Consider the following 17,046-nt stretch of genomic DNA (forward strand, 5'->3'; position numbering starts at 1 on the left):
AAATGTTAAATTTTGATTTTGATTGTCATTAATAGAAAGTTTAAGTATTTACCAGTAATCATTGGCTGGCTTGTATTTATCAATTGATATGAAGGTCCTCTTCTCTATGCAAATAAAAACGAGGATCAAAGAGTTTTACTTCTTCAAATCCTCGTTTATCTTAATTTTGATGATGTTTTTCAACTGCCGTAACTAGTTCTTCCAATGATTGACTTCCAAAAATAACTGGGTCATCATCAATCATCGTCGCTGGAACACTCATGATCTTCTTTTCTTTCCGTAATTCTGGGAAGTGTTGCAGATCAATCATTGTAGCAGTAATTCCCGTGTTGAGAGAAGCCATCCGTTGACAAGCCGCAACAACATCAGGACAGAAATGACAAGTTAAGGAAACGCCAATCCGAATCTTAGTCGGCGCAAGTTTCTTAATTCGTTCTACCATTTCTGGTGCAATTGTTTGTCCAGGACCGGCAACGTTGTAGACACCTAGAACTAAGGAGTTTAATTCGTGACCAGTTGGAATCCCCGCATAATGTAAGCCAGTATCATTACCATCCGCATCAAGCAAGCGCAATTGTGGTAAGTACTTTACGTCCGCTGGCGCCGGTTTAGTCTCCATCTGCAGGTGCTTATCAAGTGAAGCAAATTCTTCAACAAAGCTAACTAACTGATTGCTAAGCTCTGTCCCATTGGTTAACACTTGGAGTTTAATATCCTTAGTCAAACGGGCAAAGATTGGCTGCAATTGTTGGTCAATCTCAGCTGGCAACCAGTTTCCTTCATGCGACGTAGTGTTTTCTTGTTGACTAAGTTCGCTCGTCTGCCCCACAGTCTTAGCAGGCTTTTTATTAGTTTCTGCATGAATTGGGATACCTTGCTTTTCCTTTTGCAAAATAATGTATCGTTCTGCAGCAGTAGAAGCAACCGCCCCATCGGATGCAGCTGTCACGATCTGACGAAGATTTTTATGGATAACATCCCCAGCAGCGTAAACGCCATCGATGTTTGTCTTACCATTTTCATCCGTCATGATATAGCCCCGATCATCCAAATCAAGGATATTAGCTAATGCTTTCGTTGCTGGTTGCGTACCAATATAAATGAACATCCCAAATGTCTGGTCACCATCATCGACATGGTAAACCGTCTCTTCGCCAGTCTTATTATTAACCAAGGTAGCAGTAGTAAGGTAATCATCCCCACTAACTTCCTTTACCTCAGTATTGTATTCCACACTAACTTTAGGATTATCCAAGGCACGCTTAGCCGTCAATACAGGACATGCAAAATGATCGCCACGAACTAAAACAGTAACGTGCTTGGCAAAGCGGCTCAAATAGTCAGCTTCTTCAGCGGCCGCATATCCGCCACCAACGACAAAGACTTGAAGACCGGTAAAAAGTTCGCCATCACAAGTTGAGCAATAAGCAATTCCCCGTCCACGGAATTCATTTTCACCGGGAAAACCAACTTTTTTAGGGTTAGCACCAGTCGCAATAATTACGCTTCGGGCAGTATATTTTTGACCACTCTTGCCAATCAATGTCTTAACTTCACCAGTAAGATCAAACTTTTCAACCGCATCATGTTGAATTTCAACCCCAAAGCTAGCGACCTGGCTTTGCATCTGGTTCATCAATTGGGTACCGTCGACTTTTTCGACAGCTGGATAATTATAAACCACCGAGGTCGTTGTTACCTGACCGCCGACAGTATCTCCTTCTAAAATCAATGTATCCAGGGTTGCACGTCCAGCATATAAACCAGCAGATAATCCCGCTGGTCCAGCACCAACGATGATTAAATCATATAAATGTTGTTCTGCCATTTAGCTCACCAAATTAAAGCTTACCAACTAGATCAAGACTTGGCTTAATTGAATCTTGGCCTGGCTTCCAGTTTGCTGGGCAGACCCGGTCACCATGTTCACGAACAAATTGGGCAGCTTGGAGCGTCCGTAAGATCTCATCAGCACTCCGACCAATTCCCATGTTGTTAATTGTGTAGGATTGGATAATACCATCAGGATCAATGATGAAGACTCCCCGGTATGCTTGACCAGCGTCTTCGTCAAGAACATCGAACATTCGGGCTAACTTACCAGCTGGGTCAGCAAGCATTGAATATTTGATCTTGCCAATCTTGTCAGAAGCCTGAGCCCATGCCTTGTGGACAAATTCGGTATCCTCAGAAACAGAGTAAATCTCGGCATTTGCTTTCTTGAAGTCTTCGTACTTATCTTGCAAAGCTTCCAATTCAGTTGGACAAACAAATGAAAAGTCAGCTGGGTAGAAGAAGAAAACACTCCACTTACCTAAAACATCCTTCTTGGATACTTCGGTTGTTTCACCATCATGATAAGCATTTACCTTAAAATCTTCAATTTCATGTCCTACAAAGTTCATGTATATCCTCTCCTTAAATTAGAATCATTCTTAACTACAACTCTTAGTATAACCTTTTTATGCTAATTTGCAAGCAATTTTAGAACAATTCTAAGAAAGATTAAATTTCCTTGCCGAAGATTTTCGCCTTAATCGCCTGTCCAGTTGGGGTTCCAGCCAGTCCACCAAGACCTGTTTCCCGTAAATCAACTGGCATTGATCGGCCCACCTTATCAAGTGCAGAAATACATTCATCGGCTGGGATCATACTCGTACAACCAGCGAGTGCCATATCGGCTGCAATCAATGCGTTTCCAGCTCCAATCGCATTTCGTTTAACGCAAGGGATTTCTACCAAACCGGCAATCGGGTCACATACCAAGCCTAACAAGTTACTAAGAGCAATTGCCAATGCTTGACTGCTTTGTTCTGGACTACCACCCGCTGCTTCAACAGCCGCCGCGGCAGCCATTGCCGATGCTGAACCAACTTCTTCTTGGCAGCCACCTGTCGCGCCAGCAATTCCCGCATGATTGGCAATAATTAAGCCCAACCCACCAGCAGTAAATAAGAAGCGAATCATCTGATCTTCACTAAGGCCTAATCGTTTTTCTAACATAAAAAGAGCGCCAGGAAGAGTCCCGGATGAACCGGCAGTCGGGGTTGCGCAGATGACTCCCATTGCTGCGTTAACCTCGTTAGTTGCGATCGCATTTTCCACGGCAGCCATCATAACATCACCAGAGAGGGTCTTTCTTTCTGCGCGATATTTTTTCAGCTTAATCGCTTCGCCTCCAGTTAGACCAGTTTTTGACCGAACTCCCAGCTCATTTTCACCTTGTTTAATTGCGGCTCGCATCGTCAGTAAGTTTGATCGCATCCGTTGCCAGACTTCTTTTCGATTGCTACCGGATTCATGACATTCTGCCTCAATCACTAGTTCGGACAATGCTTTTTGCTGAATTTCTGCAGTTCGCACTAAATCTTTAACACTTTGATACATCGCTCTTTCTCCTAAAGACAAATTGCAGCCGGGTACTTCTTTTCAAAATAAGCAATCGTCGCTGGCTGCATCGGTTTCTTAATATCGTAAACATAAATATCACAATCATCTGCCCGTAATACTTGCCGCCGGGTAAATGGTGCTTTTTCTTCCAAATCAGTATTGACCGCCAGTGCATTGGCCATCTGTTTACTATAATCGCGAAAGATAACAATTGGTAAGGGACCCGCTGGTAAAATATCAACACCATCAAGGCTAATAGCCCTAATTTCAATTATCCCGCCACCAATCGAACAACCGGCAACCGTTACCCTCGTCTTGTCACCAGTCATTTGAAGAATGGCTGTGTTAGGATGGTGAATCGGGCTTTCACCCTCTTCTTCAACAAAGCGAAGATCTATTCCTCTTTGGCGAGCAATCATTGGCGCCGATGGAACTCGCGAATCATCTGGCGAAAATCCTAGCAATCCCGCCGCAATTGCATAGTCTGTGCCATGGCCACGATGCGTCTGGGCAAAAGATCCATAATAGTGAACGGTTACTTTAGGTGGAACCATGCCAAAAAGCTTATTTGCGACTCGACCAATCTTGACCGCCCCTGCAGTATGCGAACTAGAAGGACCAATCATTACTGGTCCAATAATGTCAAAAACACTTTTATAGTTATTTTTCATGTTGTTGTTCCCTTAAAAATAAAATAGAGGTTGAAATAAAAACCATGTTTTTCTCAACCTCTTCATTATAATTACTTTTTCTTTTTATGAAAGCCAAGAAATGACCAGAAGCCGCGATGACCACCAGATTTTTTCTTCGGTTTCTTTTCTGCTTTTCGATCTTCTTTGTCAGCTTTTTCAGCGAATGCTTTTTGCTTGGCGAGAATTGCTTCCCGCTTTTGCCGCTCTTTTTCAGCCTCTTTTCGGGCTGCCATTGCCTTTTTAGCCCGTGCTGCCCGTTGCTGAGCAGCTTCTTTCATTAATTGTGCCGCATCTGTTCCATTGTATCAAACATTGTTGCCACCTTAATAGCTGTCTTATTGGCTAAGGCTTGATCAGTATTTGAAGCCACTTCAATATTACGGGCTGCCGTAATCTCACGTTCCCAGTATTGTTGTGTCTTAATAGGTAAACCAGCAAACTCCTGGCTCCGTAAGAACTGACCTGCTCGTGATAACTGCATCTTCAACGAATGCTTATCCGTTTGCTGACCATTTAATGCTTTTCGCGAATTATAAATCGCTTGATCAACAAGGTCGACCATTGCTTGTGGTTCATTATGTCCCTCTTTATGCTCTTGAAGGACATCCTCCCCCATTCTAATGGCTTCATCATAAAGATCCTTAGAACGATCAGTCCCATTAAAGTATTTATATGTTTGCCTTACACGTACTTGATCAGCTACATCTTTACTTAGTTGATCAAAAACTACTTTTTCGTTCATTAGATTTCCACCGCCCGACTTTACTCGTCTATTATTCTTAGTATAGCAGTTATTGATCGCGAACGAAGCTAAAATGTCAATTTTTTTAGAAGATTATCGAAAAATTTACCCGCTCGCCGGTTTGAGCAAAGTGTAATTAAGCTATTATTAGTCTTAATTTTCGTCCATTATTCAAAAAGGAGGCTGAGAAAAAACTTTGTTTTTTCAACAGCCTCTTTAATCTATACGAACATTATTTAAGATATCGTGGAAATTAACCACAAGACTCAAGTCTAAGTCCGAACGATAATCAGCCCGTGCCGTGCTAATCACCGTTCTATCCTTAGCCCACCGCCTTGTCGAGAAGGTTAATTCCCACTCACTCCTTATTACCAACTAGCCTTACGAACACCAGGGATTTGACCCTTGTGTGCTAGTTCACGGAACTTAATCCGTGACATTCCAAACTTACGCATGTAGGCATGTGGTCGGCCATCGTAACGATCACGGTTGTGAAGACGAACCGCACTAGAGTTACGAGGAAGTTTAGATAAACCGATGTAGTCGCCCTTCGCCTTTAATTCTTTGCGCTTTTCAGCGTATTTCTTTACTAAAGCTTCTTGGTGATGTAATTTAGCAATCTTTGACTTTTTTGCCATTAAGTAGTTCTCCTTTTATATTAAAAACTTTATCTACTATACAATTACTATTTAAAATTAAAACATCTGCGAACTCTTTTCATTTTAATATTATCGCTGATACTTACAAAAAATACAAGGATTTTGCATTAGTTTTTGACCTTTCTTAACCATTTAATTTTTTCGCGTATTTACGGTATTCGTCAGCATAATTATATTGATTATTATATTCAGTTAAAAGTTCATCATCATGGGTATAAGCCCGTCCCGTCACCATCATCTTCTTGTAAAGGTCACGGTATGGCAAATCACTCTTATCGGCAATTTGTTTTTCCTGATCGCGACTATATCCAATATGACGGAAGCTAGTTTCAGCTAAACCAATATCGTCTACTTCCAAAATTAGATAGTGGGCCCGCAAATCACGCTGGAGAGGTTGCCAGTGGTTGAATGGCTCGCCGACTGCTCCGGGATTTAAAACCATGCGTTCATCACTCCCATACCGCAAAAGGTCATGGTGAACATGGGCATAAATGGCAATATCAACTGGTTCGCCAGCGACGTTAAACAACTTATCAAAATTTTCACTAGCTTGCGTAGGAAAAAGGACTTGGCCCATATTAAGCCACGGCAGGTTATGGGAGATACCAAAGTTAAGGGGGCCCACGCGTTTCGTCACGTGCATCGGCCAACTTGCAATTTCATCAACCATTCCGTCAGGGGCATGTTCCGCAACATACTGGGCTAACCGTGCAAAGTAAATGTGGGAAGGACGCTCCATATCCATCATCCCGCGAGCACCACGAACAACTAGGTCATCCCAGTTTCCTCGTACAATTACTGTTGGCTTCATTTCTTGCAAAATCTCCCAAATTGGTTTTACACTTGGGCCTGGCATCAGTAAATCACCAATAAACCAATATTCATCAACATGTTGCGCTATGCTATCGCGATACATTGCTTGCAACGCTGTTAGATTTCCATGCGTATCTGAAAAGACTGCAATCCTCTTTTTCACAGATGATTTCCCCTTTCTTATCTTCATTAATATATTAGCAAATTTTCGAAAAGGAATGCTAAATTAATTTGTATTTTCGGAAGGATTCCCCATATTACAAATTATTTTGTTACAATATACTTTTATGAATAAATCATTTTAGGAGATGATAATTAAAATGGATTCGGAAGTCGCAAGAGGAAAATTTCCTCACGGTTGGCACCGAACTTTTTACACCCTCTGGCTCGGCGCGTTCATCACCGGGATGGGCTACTCGATGACGATGCCGTTTATCTCACTTTTTATTGCAGAATTAGGAAACTTTACGCGTTTTCAGCTCAACATTTACTCCGGACTAGCATTTGGGGTGACCTTCATTAGTCAAGCCATTGTTTCACCGTTCTGGGGCAGTCTAGCTGATCGCAAAGGACGAAAACTGATGTGTATGCGTGCATCGGGAGTAATGGCTTGTACAATCTGTGCAATTGGATTTGCCCAAAGTGTCTGGATGATTATTGGCATGCGGTTCCTTCAAGGAGTCTTTTCTGGCTACATTAATAACGCTACTGCTTTAATGGCTGGGGAAACACCGCATAATAAATCAGGCTGGGTAATGTCAGCGATGACTACTGCGGGGGTGGCCGGTAACCTGGTTGGTCCTTTGCTTGGTGGTTTCCTATCAGGATTGTTTGGGTACCGAATCCCATTTTTCATCACCGGAGCACTAATGTTTTGTGTCTTTCTCAGTACATGGTTATTGACGGTAGAACACTTCACCCCAATTAAAAAAGAAGCGATGAAGCCAATGAAAGAGATAATTCATAATTTGGATAATCCACCATTGATCTTCGTTATGTTCTTAACCACCATGATTGTTACTTCTTCTACCATGTCAATTGACCCAATTATCAGTTTATATGTTCGGCAATTGATGGGCGGCCATGGCAATGTTGCCTTTGTCGCCGGGATTGTCGCTGCTACTCCAGGATTAGGTACATTGCTTGCCGCTTCAAAGGTTGGTCACACGATGGACCGGATTGGACCAGAAAAAGTATTACAGATTGGAATTCTCACGGCCTTTATCCTCTTTATCCCCATGACCATTACTAAATCTCCATGGGCCTTGGCATTCTGGCGCTTCTTGCTTGGTTTGGCAAACGCGGCGTTAATGCCTGCTACCCAAACGGTCTTAACCCTTGACGTCCCAACCGAAGCATTTGGCCGGATCTTTAGTTATAATCAATCTTTCCAGGCTGCAGGTGCAGTGTTAGGATCAATTCTTGGCTCATTCATCTCGGGGATTTCTAGTTATGAAATGGTCTTTGTCATTACTGGTTTGACTCTCCTGCTTAACTTTATCTTGGTTATGTTGGTTAGACCAAAGAAGCAGCTTACAGAATAATTTAAAGAAAAGAGAAAATCATGGTTCAAACAAATAAATTATTAAATGAACACGAAGTAAATAACTTATTTTCCCGGGTTGCCCCCCGCTATGACTTATTAAACAATGTGATTAGTCTAGGAACGCAGAAAATATGGCGACACGAAATCTTTAACCAGCTTCAAATTAAGCCTACCGATAACGCCTTAGATGTTTGCTGTGGAACGGGAGACCTCGCAATTGCCCTGGCTAAACGGATCTCTGCTGGACGAGTAACCGGACTTGATTTTAATAAAGAAATGTTGGAAATCGCTAAAGAAAAGACAAAGATGATTGGCAATCTTTTCTTGGTACAAGGGGATGCCATGGCGTTGCCATTTGATGACAATAGCTTTGATATCGTCACCATCGGCTTTGGCTTACGAAACGTTCCAGATGCAGATAAGGCGCTCAGCGAGATTTACCGGGTCCTCAAGCCAGGTGGGCAATTCGTTAGCTTGGAAATGTCGCAGCCGACTAATCCCATTATTAGAGTCGGCTGGAAAGCTTACTTTACGGCCTTTCCATTGATGGCTTCATTAGCTGGTGGACATTACCGCGATTATCAATATTTAAAGCAAACCAGCCAACAATTCGTCTCCGCCCATCAACTTGCACGGATGATGAAGGCAGTCGGATTTAAAGAAGTCCATTACCAACCATTGAACTTTGGCGCAGCTGCATTACATTTTGGCGATAAATAGAAAGGGCGCGAGGTAGAAGTCACTCATGACTATCTCGCTCCCTTTTTAAATTATTAAAAAAGAATATTGACAACATTAAAAAATGATTATAATATACTGACAAGCAATTTAATAACCGCAATGAAAAGATGAGTAATTGATGGTCGCCTTCTCCAGAGAACTGCGGATGATGGGAAGCAGCGTTGGCTAAGTCAGTGAAGATGGTCTTGGAGCGATGAAAGTTGTGAGCTATTTGTAAGCAGCTTACGGGTTGGTGTACGTTATAACACTTGGGTATTCCCTTGGAGTACTTGTAGAGAGTTTGGCTGTGAGGTCAAGCTAAAATAGGGTGGTAACACGCTATCGATGTCTAATCATTACGCGTCCCTAGAACTAACAAGTTAGTTCTAGGGGCTTTTTTTATTTCACGAAAGGAGTCACTATTATGACTGAATTTACTAAGAGAACTACATCACCATTTCGCTTTGATATTGTTGGCAGTTTCTTACGCCCAAAAGAATTAAAGGAAGCTCGCGCTAAATATCAGGCGGGACAAATTACGAAAGCAGAATTAACCGCAATTGAGGATAAAGCTATCATTGACTTAATTAAGAAAGAAGAAGCAGCCGGTTTACACGCCGTTACTGATGGTGAATTCCGTCGTAGCTGGTGGCACCTCGACTTTATTTGGGGATTGGAGGGAATTGAACAGTCAACTTCTAATACAGGATATGAGTTTCACGATGAAACAACAAGAGCGGAAACGGCAAAGTTAGTCGGTAAAGTAAGCGGAAATAATCATCCCTTTGTTGAGCATTTTAAATTTACACGTGACCATGTTAGTACTGGCACGCAGGTTAAACAAACAATCCCTTCGCCTGCTCAAGCCTTCTTTGAATTTTTGCGCCCAGAAAACATTGCTAGTGTCAATAAATATTATCCTTCATTTGATGCTTTTGCGGCAGACCTTGTAACTGCTTATCGCCAAGTAATCGCCGACCTATATGCAGCTGGATGTAGGACACTACAGTTAGATGATTGCACCTGGTCAGCATATGCCGATTTTGCCCAACATCCTGAACATATCAAATCTGCTGGTTTTAATATTCAACAACTTGAGAAATTAGAAGAGACGTCTGTCGAACTAAATAATACTATTATTTCTGACCAACCTCACGATTTAACTATTAATACTCATGATTGTCGCGGCAATTACCATTCAACATGGGCCGCTACTGGCGGTTATGGTCCAGTTGCTGATCCGCTTTTTACCAAGGAAAATGTAACTGCTTTTTATTTAGAATATGACACTGAACGAGCTGGCGGATTCGAGCCACTTGAAAAAGTACCTAATGATAAGTATGTCGTATTAGGACTAGTTACATCTAAATCCGGCCAGCTTGAGGATCGTGAAGTAATAATTAATCGCATTCATGAAGCAGCTAAGTTTCACCCACTCGATAAGCTTTGTTTAAGTCCACAATGCGGTTTCGCTTCAACAGAAGAAGGCAATATCCTGACTGAAAAACAACAATGGGCAAAGATTGCACTAATTAAAGATATTGCTAAAGAAGTTTGGGGTTAAATAAGGAGGAAAAAGATATGGCTCAACAATTATCATCAACACAAGAACTAATCGCTAAACTTAAGCAAAAACACTGGGTAGACCTAACCCATACTTTTGGCCCAGCTAGTCCGCGATTTCCATCATTCAAGCCCGCAAAATTTGAAACAATTTTCACTCATGCAGATGGTTTTTTCGTTAAGGAATATACATTTGCTGGACAATATGGTACACACATTGATCCGCCAGTTCACTTTTACAAGGATGATGATCGCTATGTCGAGGATCTAGAACTCAAAGATCTTGTTTTACCATTAGTCATCATTGATTATCATCAAAAGGCAGCAGCCAACCCAGATGCCAGCCTAACAGTTGCGGATATTAAAGATTGGGAAAAACAAAATGGACCAATTCCAGCAGGATCATTTGTTGCTCTTCGTACTGATTGGGGAAAACGCTGGCCATCACAAGAAAAGTTTGAAAATAAGGATAAAAATGGTCAGAATCATTATCCCGGATGGTCACTAGAAGCCTTAAAGTATATTTATGAGACGCGCCACGCTACTGCAAATGGGCATGAGACTTTTGATACAGACACAGCAACTAAACAGCAAAATGGATTAGTTGGTGAATACTATGTCCTGTCTCATGGTCACTACCAGGTTGAATTATTGGATAATTTGGACCAGGTACCAACAACTGGTGCTGTAATTAATATTTCAGTTGCAAAACCTGAAAAGGCTCCAGGATTTCCCGTTCGCGCATATGCAATTTTCGATTAATATTAGAAAAAGCAGAGTTAAATGAAACCTTTGAATAAATTTCATTTAACTCTGCTTTCTTTTAAATCAGCCCAATTGCAAATGTTACGACTTGAACCAGTGAGCCAATTAATAATATTTTAACTGCACATGGGAATGTCTCTTTCTTAACTTGCTTAGCAAATAACATCCGTGTTTGCTTAACCACAAATGGGATAATCAATAAGGTTAACAAGACTGTCCATGGCGTGAAATGAAGAACCGCGGCGAAAATAATAGCTAAAAATGCTAAAACGTTCTTAATAGCAAATGCATATAGACCATTTTTCTGCCCTATAAAGTGAATAACTGTATGACGGCGATTGTCTTCATCTTCACCCGCATCACAAATATTATTTGCTAATAATAGGTTGGAAATCCACAATTCATCCGGTAAAGCAACGAGAAAGACGACCCCGATATTTGCCCAGGACCATGTAAATTGCTGGCCAACATTAATAAAGACAGAAATAAGGGTAATCATGAACCCCATTGTAAATCCCGAGGCAAATTCACCAACTGGCAACCCTGACAAAGGAAATGGACCAGAAGAGTAAAGAATGCCGATTGCAAAACAAAAGATTCCCATCCATAGTAACGGAAGGCCAACACGAGTAACTAGATAGATTCCGATTAAGCCGGCTACTATACTAAAGGCAAGCAAGAGACCGAGAACTAAACGCGGTGAAATATTTTCCCGCCCAATAATATTTGTATTTTTCTTATAATCAACGGTATCAATGGCATGGTTATAATCATTATAATTATCCATCATATCAACCGCCATATTGAATAATAGCATTGCAATGAAAAACAGAACTGAATTTAGTAGGTTTAGGGAATGATAATAATAGACACTAAGGCAAACCCCGAGGAGCATCGGTAAGATACTGGCAGTTTTGGCCTTAATTTCTACTAATTCCAAAAAAACATTTAACGACATTTAGTAAATTTTCCTTTCATAATTCCTTAGTTGTTCGGTACAATATAGATGGTACACCATAACAAAGGAATTATCGATTAATGAAACAACATTTTTTCCATACCTATCCGGCGATTAATAACGCTCTAGGTAAAGTAAATCAAACAATTAATGACCGGATTACAATTAAAAATACCCAACTACACGATGCCCTACAACAAATGGCCTCAAATGGTGGTAAATACCTTCGCCCAGCATTCTTCCTTTTATTTGCAAATATCAATCATCAAACTGCCGATGAGCAAGAAAAGCTAATTAAAATTGCCTCTTCACTTGAGGTTTTACACATGGCTACTTTGATTCATGATGATATTATTGATGATTCACCTAAGCGTCGTGGAGCTGTCAGTGTCCAAGCCGCTTTTGGTAAAGATACGGCTGTCTATACTGGGGACTTCCTTTTTACTATTTTCTTTGATCTCCTCGTAGAAACGATGACCGGGTCAGCCTACTTGACACGAAATGCCCGGACGATGCGCAAAATTCTTACTGGAGAACTAGGACAAATGGATAATCGCTTTGATCTTGATCAATCATTACTCGATTATTATCGCAATGTAAACGGCAAAACGGCTGCCATTTTTAGTCTTGCCGCTGAAGAAGGAGCTTATTTTGGTCATGCCGATCATCGGACCATCAATTTAGCAAAACGGATTGGCCAAAACATTGGGATTAGCTTCCAGATATTAGATGATATTCTTGATTATTCAGGGGATGAACGCCTTAACAAACCTGTTTTGGAGGATTTAGCAACTGGTGTTTACTCCCTCCCCCTTCTTTTAACCTTACAAAATCATCGTCATGAATTAGAACCGTTACTTGCCAAGAAACGCCAAATGACGATTGAAGATATAGAAAAAGTCCAAAAGATTGTTGTCACTCATGGCGGTGTTGAACAGGCGCAAGAAATTGCTACTAAGTTTACACAAAAAGCGCAAACCGAAATCGATGAATTAGCAGATAAGCATACTCGAAAGATGTTGAAGTTGGTAGCAAATAAGTTATTGACGAGGGTAAATTAAAACAGATAAGACTAAGAAAATTCCAGTTCTCAGTCTTATCTGTTTTTTATTCTTGAACCAAGATCTCAACATCCCACGAATCAAGCATCGTTTCAGGTGAATCGCCAGTCAAAAGGTCTCGATAACCCTTTTGAAATTCTACTGGTAATGGTTGTTTACCCTTTCCCATATTAAGGACAAAGTAAATATCCTGACCTGCTGAATTTTGGCGTTTTGTTATCTCCAGTTCTGTTGGTTCTTTAACTAACGCGGAAAGGTGCACATCATCAACAATATGCATTATGATCTTACGGAGACTAGCATGGTCAAGGCGACTACCAACATACCATGCTTTCCCTTTTGAATAGGTATTCTCGGTTACCGCGGGAGTCCCAGCATAAAATTCACTAGCGTATTCAGCCAGGACATGAGCTCCATTAAGGCGAATTAAATCCGCTATCAAATATCCAGTTAATTCATCCCCGGTCGTCATTGTTAATTTGACATCTTTATTAGGGAGGATTGCATCACTTTCTTCAACCCACAGTCCCATTACATCTTTCAATGGTCCAGGGTAGCCACCAGGATAAATATTGTCGGATTCATTTACCATTCCGGACATAAAACTAGTAATAAAATTACCACCGTTAGCAACATAATCCGTAATCTTCTTGCCTAAGCCACCCTTAACCATGTAAAGGACAGGAGCAACTACGAGATCATACTGTCTAAAATCATCGTCAACGGAAATTACATCAGTCGGAATATTCAGCTCATAAAATTGCCGATAATAATCAAGAATAATTGGTACATATTTTAGGTCCTGGGTAATACCATCGACATACTCAAAAGACCAGAAATTACTCCAGTCAAAGATAAGGGCCACCCGCGCTTTAGTCTGAGAATCTTTAATAACCGGGCCCACTTTTCTTAAATCATGACCTAATTTCGCCACTTCTTTAAATACCCGGGTATCAGTCCGGTTGGCGTGACTAATCACGGCACCATGAAACTTTTCTGATCCGCCCAGTGCCTGCTTCAACTGGAAAAATTGAACAGTATCCGCACCATGTGCAACTGCCTGTAATTCAGTGGCTGCCATCTGTCCCGGACGCTTTAATGGGCTATATGGTTGCCAATTAACTTGTGATGGCGTCGATTCCATCAGCATAAACGGTTGGTGTTTTAGGGAACGCATCAAATCATATAAGAATGCTGGTTGATAAATCGGCGCATCATAAGCCGGATAACTATCATATGATATGATGTCTTGCGCACTAGCCCACTGCTGATAATCAATCATTTTATTGGGCAGACTATGAAAGTTAGTAGTGACTAAAGTCGTTGGGTCATATTTTTCAATGATTTGCTTTTCCATCTTAAATAAATCAAGCATTTGGGCCGATTGAAAACGTAAATAATCAATTGAAAGTCCGGCGACAATTGTTTCCGATCCTTCTGGACCCCATGCATCACCAAGTTCATTAGGCACAACAATCTCATTCCAGTCATGAATTGTATGACTCCACACATTCATATTCCATGCATGATTAAGATTATCCAAGGTTTGATAGCGCGCCTTTAACCATTGCTGAAATTCTGTTTGGCATTCTTCACAATAACAATTGCCACCATATTCATTATTAACATGCCAAGCAACAATATGCGGATTATCGCCATACCTTTTAGCAAGCTGTTCAACAAGATTTTTCGCTAAGCGCCGATAGTTTTTACTGCTTGGGCAAAAGTTATGCCGGGCACCAAATACATGGCGGCGTCCTTGGTAGTCGACCCGCGCAACATCTGGGTATTTCTTAAACATCCAAGCGGGCATCGCGGCTGTTGAAGTTGCAAGGACAATATCAAAATCAGCAACTGTTAATTCTTTGATAATCTTATCAAGCTTAGTAAAATCGTATTTTCCCTCCTGCGGTTCAAGCAAAGCCCATGAAAAAACATTGATCGTGGCGGAATTTATATCTGCCTGTTTAAATACTTTAATATCTTCATCCCACGTTTCTTCTGGCCACTGTTCCGGATTATAGTCGCCACCATATAAGAAACGCGGCAATTCTTTCTTCATCATTATCTCACCCTATTTAAATTCTACTGTTACTACCTTATCGCCATGCTTAATAAGCTTACCGGGAGTAAAACCAGCCGTTGCTTTAATATTATGCGGTTGCGCAAAGAAAGTAATTACCCAATCTTCGTACCCGCTTTGTCTAATCAATTCACGATCAAAATCAAAGAGTAACTGACCCTTTTTAACGATTTGACCGTCATTATAATGGGCATTGAAGCCTTCACCACGCATGTTCACGGTCCCGACGCCAATATGAACAATCATTTCTAACCCCTTGTCAGAAGTAATGCCAAACGCATGCCGGGTGCCAAACGTAAAATTAATCTTACCGTCAAATGGGGCGTACAACTTATCACTTGTTGGCTTAATTGCAAAGCCCTTGCCGGGGAACGGTTGACCATCACGATCGACAACTTCTTTCATGGCGACTAATTCTCCATCTGTTGGGGCATAAATCGTTTCTTCTTTAAGACCAGTCGATGATGTCGACGCTTCACTTGTCAGTTCTCCTTGTGCTAATTTATCCTTTAATTCTTCAACTACTTCCGCATGAACTTCTTCACTCAATTTCACCTTAAAAAGGAAGACAAAAATTGATAAAACAGCTAATACCAGCGGGATATAAAAGGCCATACTATCAAAAGTCCGAATATCATGACCTGTCATGTCAGCAGCAGTTGCGCTCCCCGTCATTCCGGCCGCAATTGCGATATAACCGACAAGTCCATTTGAGATCGCCCCTGTTAATTTATCAATCATTGGTCGCACAGCAAGGACAACCGCCTCATTTCGTTGACCAGACTTTAATTGGCCATATTCAATTGCATCCGTTAATGTTAAAACTGTTACCAATTGGGCAAAATTAATGTTAAACAAGACCAATCCAAAGTCCATCATTAAAACATTAGAGCGGGCAAAAATAAAGATTAAATATGCTAAACTCATGCAGACTTGGCCACCAATGAATAACCATTTCCGTGGAATAAATTTATTCAAAATAGGATAAAGGGGACTAGTACAGAAACCGATAATCGTAGCGATGACCCCAACAATCCAGAATTCACCAGGTTTACCAATAACAAACTTGTAAAGGTAGAAAAGGACACCATTAGTTACAACATAGGCACATGAATAAAGTAAATATGCCAAACTTGGCCATAAGATTTGGTCATTGTGAAAAATTGCTGAAAAAACTTCCCGAATGGTTGTCTTATCCTGGGCAGACTTACGGATCACATTGTAATTTTCTTTCGTCCCAACACAAACAACCAAGGCACAGATAACAGCCAATGCCGAAATGATGGCAGCAAAGGCAAACCAACCAGCTGGCCCCTGCCGATGATGACCTGTAGCTAAATAAGTAAAAGTCGTTACAATCGGGACCACGATAATCGTTAATCCATTCCAGCCAAGTGTTCCCGCAAAGGCACCAAGAGCGGTATAAACGCCCCGCTCTTCAGAATCTTCGCTTAAAGCGGGCACCATTCCCCAATACGAAACGTCAGAAAATGAGTAGAAAATATCAAACGTAACGAAAATAATAACAAATAAAATGGCAAAAAGAACCCAGTTATATTTTGCTAAACCAAAGATTCCGGTAAACAGGATTAACAGCAAAATCGCGCTAACGATATTTCCCATTAAAATCCATGGCTTAAATTTTCCCCACCGGGTCTTCGTATTATCAACAATATTTCCTAATAGCGGATCAATTAATAATTCCAAAATCCGGACAGAAACAATCAAACCAGTAATCAACCCAATTAGTTTATTAGCAACCGTTTTACTTAGTCCTGCAAACATTCCGCTTGTGACAAAGATAATAAAGTAAGTACTCATTACCCCATAAAATGCGGAGTGCCCGAGGTTACCAAAGCAAAACGAAGCGCGAGAAATAAGCTGCTTTCCCGTTAGCTTATGGCTATGTGTCATATTTACAACCTCCAAACTACAACATTCTGTAATCGCTTACAAATATATTATAATTCTTTAGGTAATTTTAGTAAATATTTATTTAAAAAGTAAATCCGTTACTATGAAAGGATATAAAAAAATAGCTAATCCGTGAATCG

16 protein-coding genes are annotated in these 17,046 nt (G+C 40.9%); 5 read left to right on the top strand and 11 right to left on the bottom strand.

Annotation, left to right across the window (positions count from 1 at the left end):
• Nucleotides 1-160: 160 nt before the first annotated feature.
• From LREU_RS05630 to LREU_RS05665, 8 genes are all read right to left on the bottom strand, one after another.
• Nucleotides 161-1,828: an FAD-dependent oxidoreductase gene (locus LREU_RS05630; RefSeq protein ID WP_003667018.1), complete on the bottom strand. Its 1,668-nt coding sequence runs from the start codon at nucleotides 1,826-1,828 to the stop codon at nucleotides 161-163.
• Between the two features lie 13 nt (nucleotides 1,829-1,841).
• On the bottom strand, nucleotides 1,842-2,405 hold the full coding sequence (gene ahpC, locus LREU_RS05635; protein ID WP_003667015.1) for an alkyl hydroperoxide reductase subunit C: 564 nt from the start codon (nucleotides 2,403-2,405) through the stop codon (nucleotides 1,842-1,844).
• A gap of 100 nt (nucleotides 2,406-2,505) precedes the next feature.
• Nucleotides 2,506-3,387 carry an L-serine ammonia-lyase, iron-sulfur-dependent, subunit alpha gene (sdaAA, locus tag LREU_RS05640; protein ID WP_003673283.1) on the bottom strand — a complete coding sequence of 294 codons (882 nt, stop codon included), beginning with the start codon at nucleotides 3,385-3,387 and terminating at the stop codon, nucleotides 2,506-2,508.
• An 11-nt stretch (nucleotides 3,388-3,398) separates the two neighbouring features.
• Complete coding sequence (locus tag LREU_RS05645) at nucleotides 3,399-4,061, bottom strand: serine dehydratase beta chain (protein WP_003667012.1); 663 nt, start codon at nucleotides 4,059-4,061, stop codon at nucleotides 3,399-3,401.
• Nucleotides 4,062-4,132: 71 nt separating this feature from the next.
• On the bottom strand, nucleotides 4,133-4,360 hold the full coding sequence (locus tag LREU_RS05650) for a hypothetical protein (RefSeq protein ID WP_003667009.1): 228 nt from the start codon (nucleotides 4,358-4,360) through the stop codon (nucleotides 4,133-4,135).
• Complete coding sequence (locus tag LREU_RS05655) at nucleotides 4,360-4,824, bottom strand: hypothetical protein (protein ID WP_003667008.1); 465 nt, start codon at nucleotides 4,822-4,824, stop codon at nucleotides 4,360-4,362. Before LREU_RS05655 ends, LREU_RS05650 begins: the two co-directional genes overlap by 1 nt.
• A 368-nt stretch (nucleotides 4,825-5,192) precedes the next feature.
• The gene (gene rpsN, locus LREU_RS05660; RefSeq protein ID WP_003667006.1) at nucleotides 5,193-5,462 is read right to left on the bottom strand and encodes a 30S ribosomal protein S14; all 270 of its coding nucleotides are present in this window, start codon (nucleotides 5,460-5,462) and stop codon (nucleotides 5,193-5,195) included.
• Nucleotides 5,463-5,607: 145 nt separating this feature from the next.
• Complete coding sequence (locus LREU_RS05665) at nucleotides 5,608-6,486, bottom strand: metallophosphoesterase family protein (RefSeq protein WP_003667005.1); 879 nt, start codon at nucleotides 6,484-6,486, stop codon at nucleotides 5,608-5,610.
• Between the two features lie 118 nt (nucleotides 6,487-6,604).
• Here LREU_RS05665 and LREU_RS05670 point away from each other — a divergent pair, with 118 nt between their 5' ends.
• The 4 genes from LREU_RS05670 to LREU_RS05685 all read left to right on the top strand — a co-directional run bounded on the left by LREU_RS05670 (nucleotide 6,605) and on the right by LREU_RS05685 (nucleotide 10,887).
• Nucleotides 6,605-7,840 carry an MFS transporter gene (locus tag LREU_RS05670; RefSeq protein ID WP_003667003.1) on the top strand — a complete coding sequence of 412 codons (1,236 nt, stop codon included), beginning with the start codon at nucleotides 6,605-6,607 and terminating at the stop codon, nucleotides 7,838-7,840.
• A 20-nt stretch (nucleotides 7,841-7,860) separates the two neighbouring features.
• The gene (gene ubiE / locus LREU_RS05675) at nucleotides 7,861-8,562 is read left to right on the top strand and encodes a bifunctional demethylmenaquinone methyltransferase/2-methoxy-6-polyprenyl-1,4-benzoquinol methylase UbiE (RefSeq protein WP_003667001.1); all 702 of its coding nucleotides are present in this window, start codon (nucleotides 7,861-7,863) and stop codon (nucleotides 8,560-8,562) included.
• 424 nt (nucleotides 8,563-8,986) lie between these two features.
• Nucleotides 8,987-10,126 carry a 5-methyltetrahydropteroyltriglutamate--homocysteine S-methyltransferase gene (locus tag LREU_RS05680; protein ID WP_003666999.1) on the top strand — a complete coding sequence of 380 codons (1,140 nt, stop codon included), beginning with the start codon at nucleotides 8,987-8,989 and terminating at the stop codon, nucleotides 10,124-10,126.
• A gap of 17 nt (nucleotides 10,127-10,143) precedes the next feature.
• Nucleotides 10,144-10,887 carry a cyclase family protein gene (locus LREU_RS05685; RefSeq protein ID WP_011953487.1) on the top strand — a complete coding sequence of 248 codons (744 nt, stop codon included), beginning with the start codon at nucleotides 10,144-10,146 and terminating at the stop codon, nucleotides 10,885-10,887.
• Nucleotides 10,888-10,948: 61 nt separating this feature from the next.
• Here LREU_RS05685 and LREU_RS05690 read toward each other — a convergent pair whose 3' ends face one another.
• Nucleotides 10,949-11,848: a prenyltransferase gene (locus tag LREU_RS05690; RefSeq protein WP_003666995.1), complete on the bottom strand. Its 900-nt coding sequence runs from the start codon at nucleotides 11,846-11,848 to the stop codon at nucleotides 10,949-10,951.
• Nucleotides 11,849-11,928: 80 nt separating this feature from the next.
• On the opposite strand from LREU_RS05690, the gene LREU_RS05695 reads away from it, so the two are divergent.
• Nucleotides 11,929-12,909: a polyprenyl synthetase family protein gene (locus LREU_RS05695; RefSeq protein WP_003666994.1), complete on the top strand. Its 981-nt coding sequence runs from the start codon at nucleotides 11,929-11,931 to the stop codon at nucleotides 12,907-12,909.
• Between the two features lie 46 nt (nucleotides 12,910-12,955).
• Here the strand turns inward: LREU_RS05695 and LREU_RS05700 are convergent, their stop codons facing one another.
• Together LREU_RS05700 and LREU_RS05705 are read right to left on the bottom strand one after the other, a co-directional pair.
• On the bottom strand, nucleotides 12,956-14,974 hold the full coding sequence (locus LREU_RS05700; protein WP_003666991.1) for a beta-galactosidase: 2,019 nt from the start codon (nucleotides 14,972-14,974) through the stop codon (nucleotides 12,956-12,958).
• Between the two features lie 9 nt (nucleotides 14,975-14,983).
• Nucleotides 14,984-16,906: a sugar MFS transporter gene (locus LREU_RS05705; RefSeq protein WP_003666989.1), complete on the bottom strand. Its 1,923-nt coding sequence runs from the start codon at nucleotides 16,904-16,906 to the stop codon at nucleotides 14,984-14,986.
• Between the last annotated feature and the right edge of the window lie 140 nt (nucleotides 16,907-17,046).

This window comes from Limosilactobacillus reuteri subsp. reuteri (assembly GCF_000016825.1).
GTDB lineage: Bacteria > Bacillota > Bacilli > Lactobacillales > Lactobacillaceae > Limosilactobacillus > Limosilactobacillus reuteri.

What these genes read in the sequence shown, in the direction of transcription:
- LREU_RS05680 (WP_003666999.1), top strand. Translation starts at nt 8,987, where the DNA reads ATGACTGAATTTACTAAGAGAACTACATCACCATTTCGCTTTGATATT.
- rpsN (WP_003667006.1), bottom strand. Translation starts at nt 5,462, where the DNA reads ATGGCAAAAAAGTCAAAGATTGCTAAATTACATCACCAAGAAGCTTTA.
- LREU_RS05630 (WP_003667018.1), bottom strand. Translation starts at nt 1,828, where the DNA reads ATGGCAGAACAACATTTATATGATTTAATCATCGTTGGTGCTGGACCA.
- LREU_RS05655 (WP_003667008.1), bottom strand. Translation starts at nt 4,824, where the DNA reads ATGAACGAAAAAGTAGTTTTTGATCAACTAAGTAAAGATGTAGCTGAT.
- LREU_RS05700 (WP_003666991.1), bottom strand. Translation starts at nt 14,974, where the DNA reads ATGATGAAGAAAGAATTGCCGCGTTTCTTATATGGTGGCGACTATAAT.
- ahpC (WP_003667015.1), bottom strand. Translation starts at nt 2,405, where the DNA reads ATGAACTTTGTAGGACATGAAATTGAAGATTTTAAGGTAAATGCTTAT.
- LREU_RS05670 (WP_003667003.1), top strand. Translation starts at nt 6,605, where the DNA reads ATGATAATTAAAATGGATTCGGAAGTCGCAAGAGGAAAATTTCCTCAC.
- ubiE (WP_003667001.1), top strand. Translation starts at nt 7,861, where the DNA reads ATGGTTCAAACAAATAAATTATTAAATGAACACGAAGTAAATAACTTA.
- sdaAA (WP_003673283.1), bottom strand. Translation starts at nt 3,387, where the DNA reads ATGTATCAAAGTGTTAAAGATTTAGTGCGAACTGCAGAAATTCAGCAA.
- LREU_RS05705 (WP_003666989.1), bottom strand. Translation starts at nt 16,906, where the DNA reads ATGACACATAGCCATAAGCTAACGGGAAAGCAGCTTATTTCTCGCGCT.
- LREU_RS05650 (WP_003667009.1), bottom strand. Translation starts at nt 4,360, where the DNA reads ATGAAAGAAGCTGCTCAGCAACGGGCAGCACGGGCTAAAAAGGCAATG.
- LREU_RS05690 (WP_003666995.1), bottom strand. Translation starts at nt 11,848, where the DNA reads ATGTCGTTAAATGTTTTTTTGGAATTAGTAGAAATTAAGGCCAAAACT.
- LREU_RS05645 (WP_003667012.1), bottom strand. Translation starts at nt 4,061, where the DNA reads ATGAAAAATAACTATAAAAGTGTTTTTGACATTATTGGACCAGTAATG.
- LREU_RS05685 (WP_011953487.1), top strand. Translation starts at nt 10,144, where the DNA reads ATGGCTCAACAATTATCATCAACACAAGAACTAATCGCTAAACTTAAG.
- LREU_RS05695 (WP_003666994.1), top strand. Translation starts at nt 11,929, where the DNA reads ATGAAACAACATTTTTTCCATACCTATCCGGCGATTAATAACGCTCTA.
- LREU_RS05665 (WP_003667005.1), bottom strand. Translation starts at nt 6,486, where the DNA reads ATGAAGATAAGAAAGGGGAAATCATCTGTGAAAAAGAGGATTGCAGTC.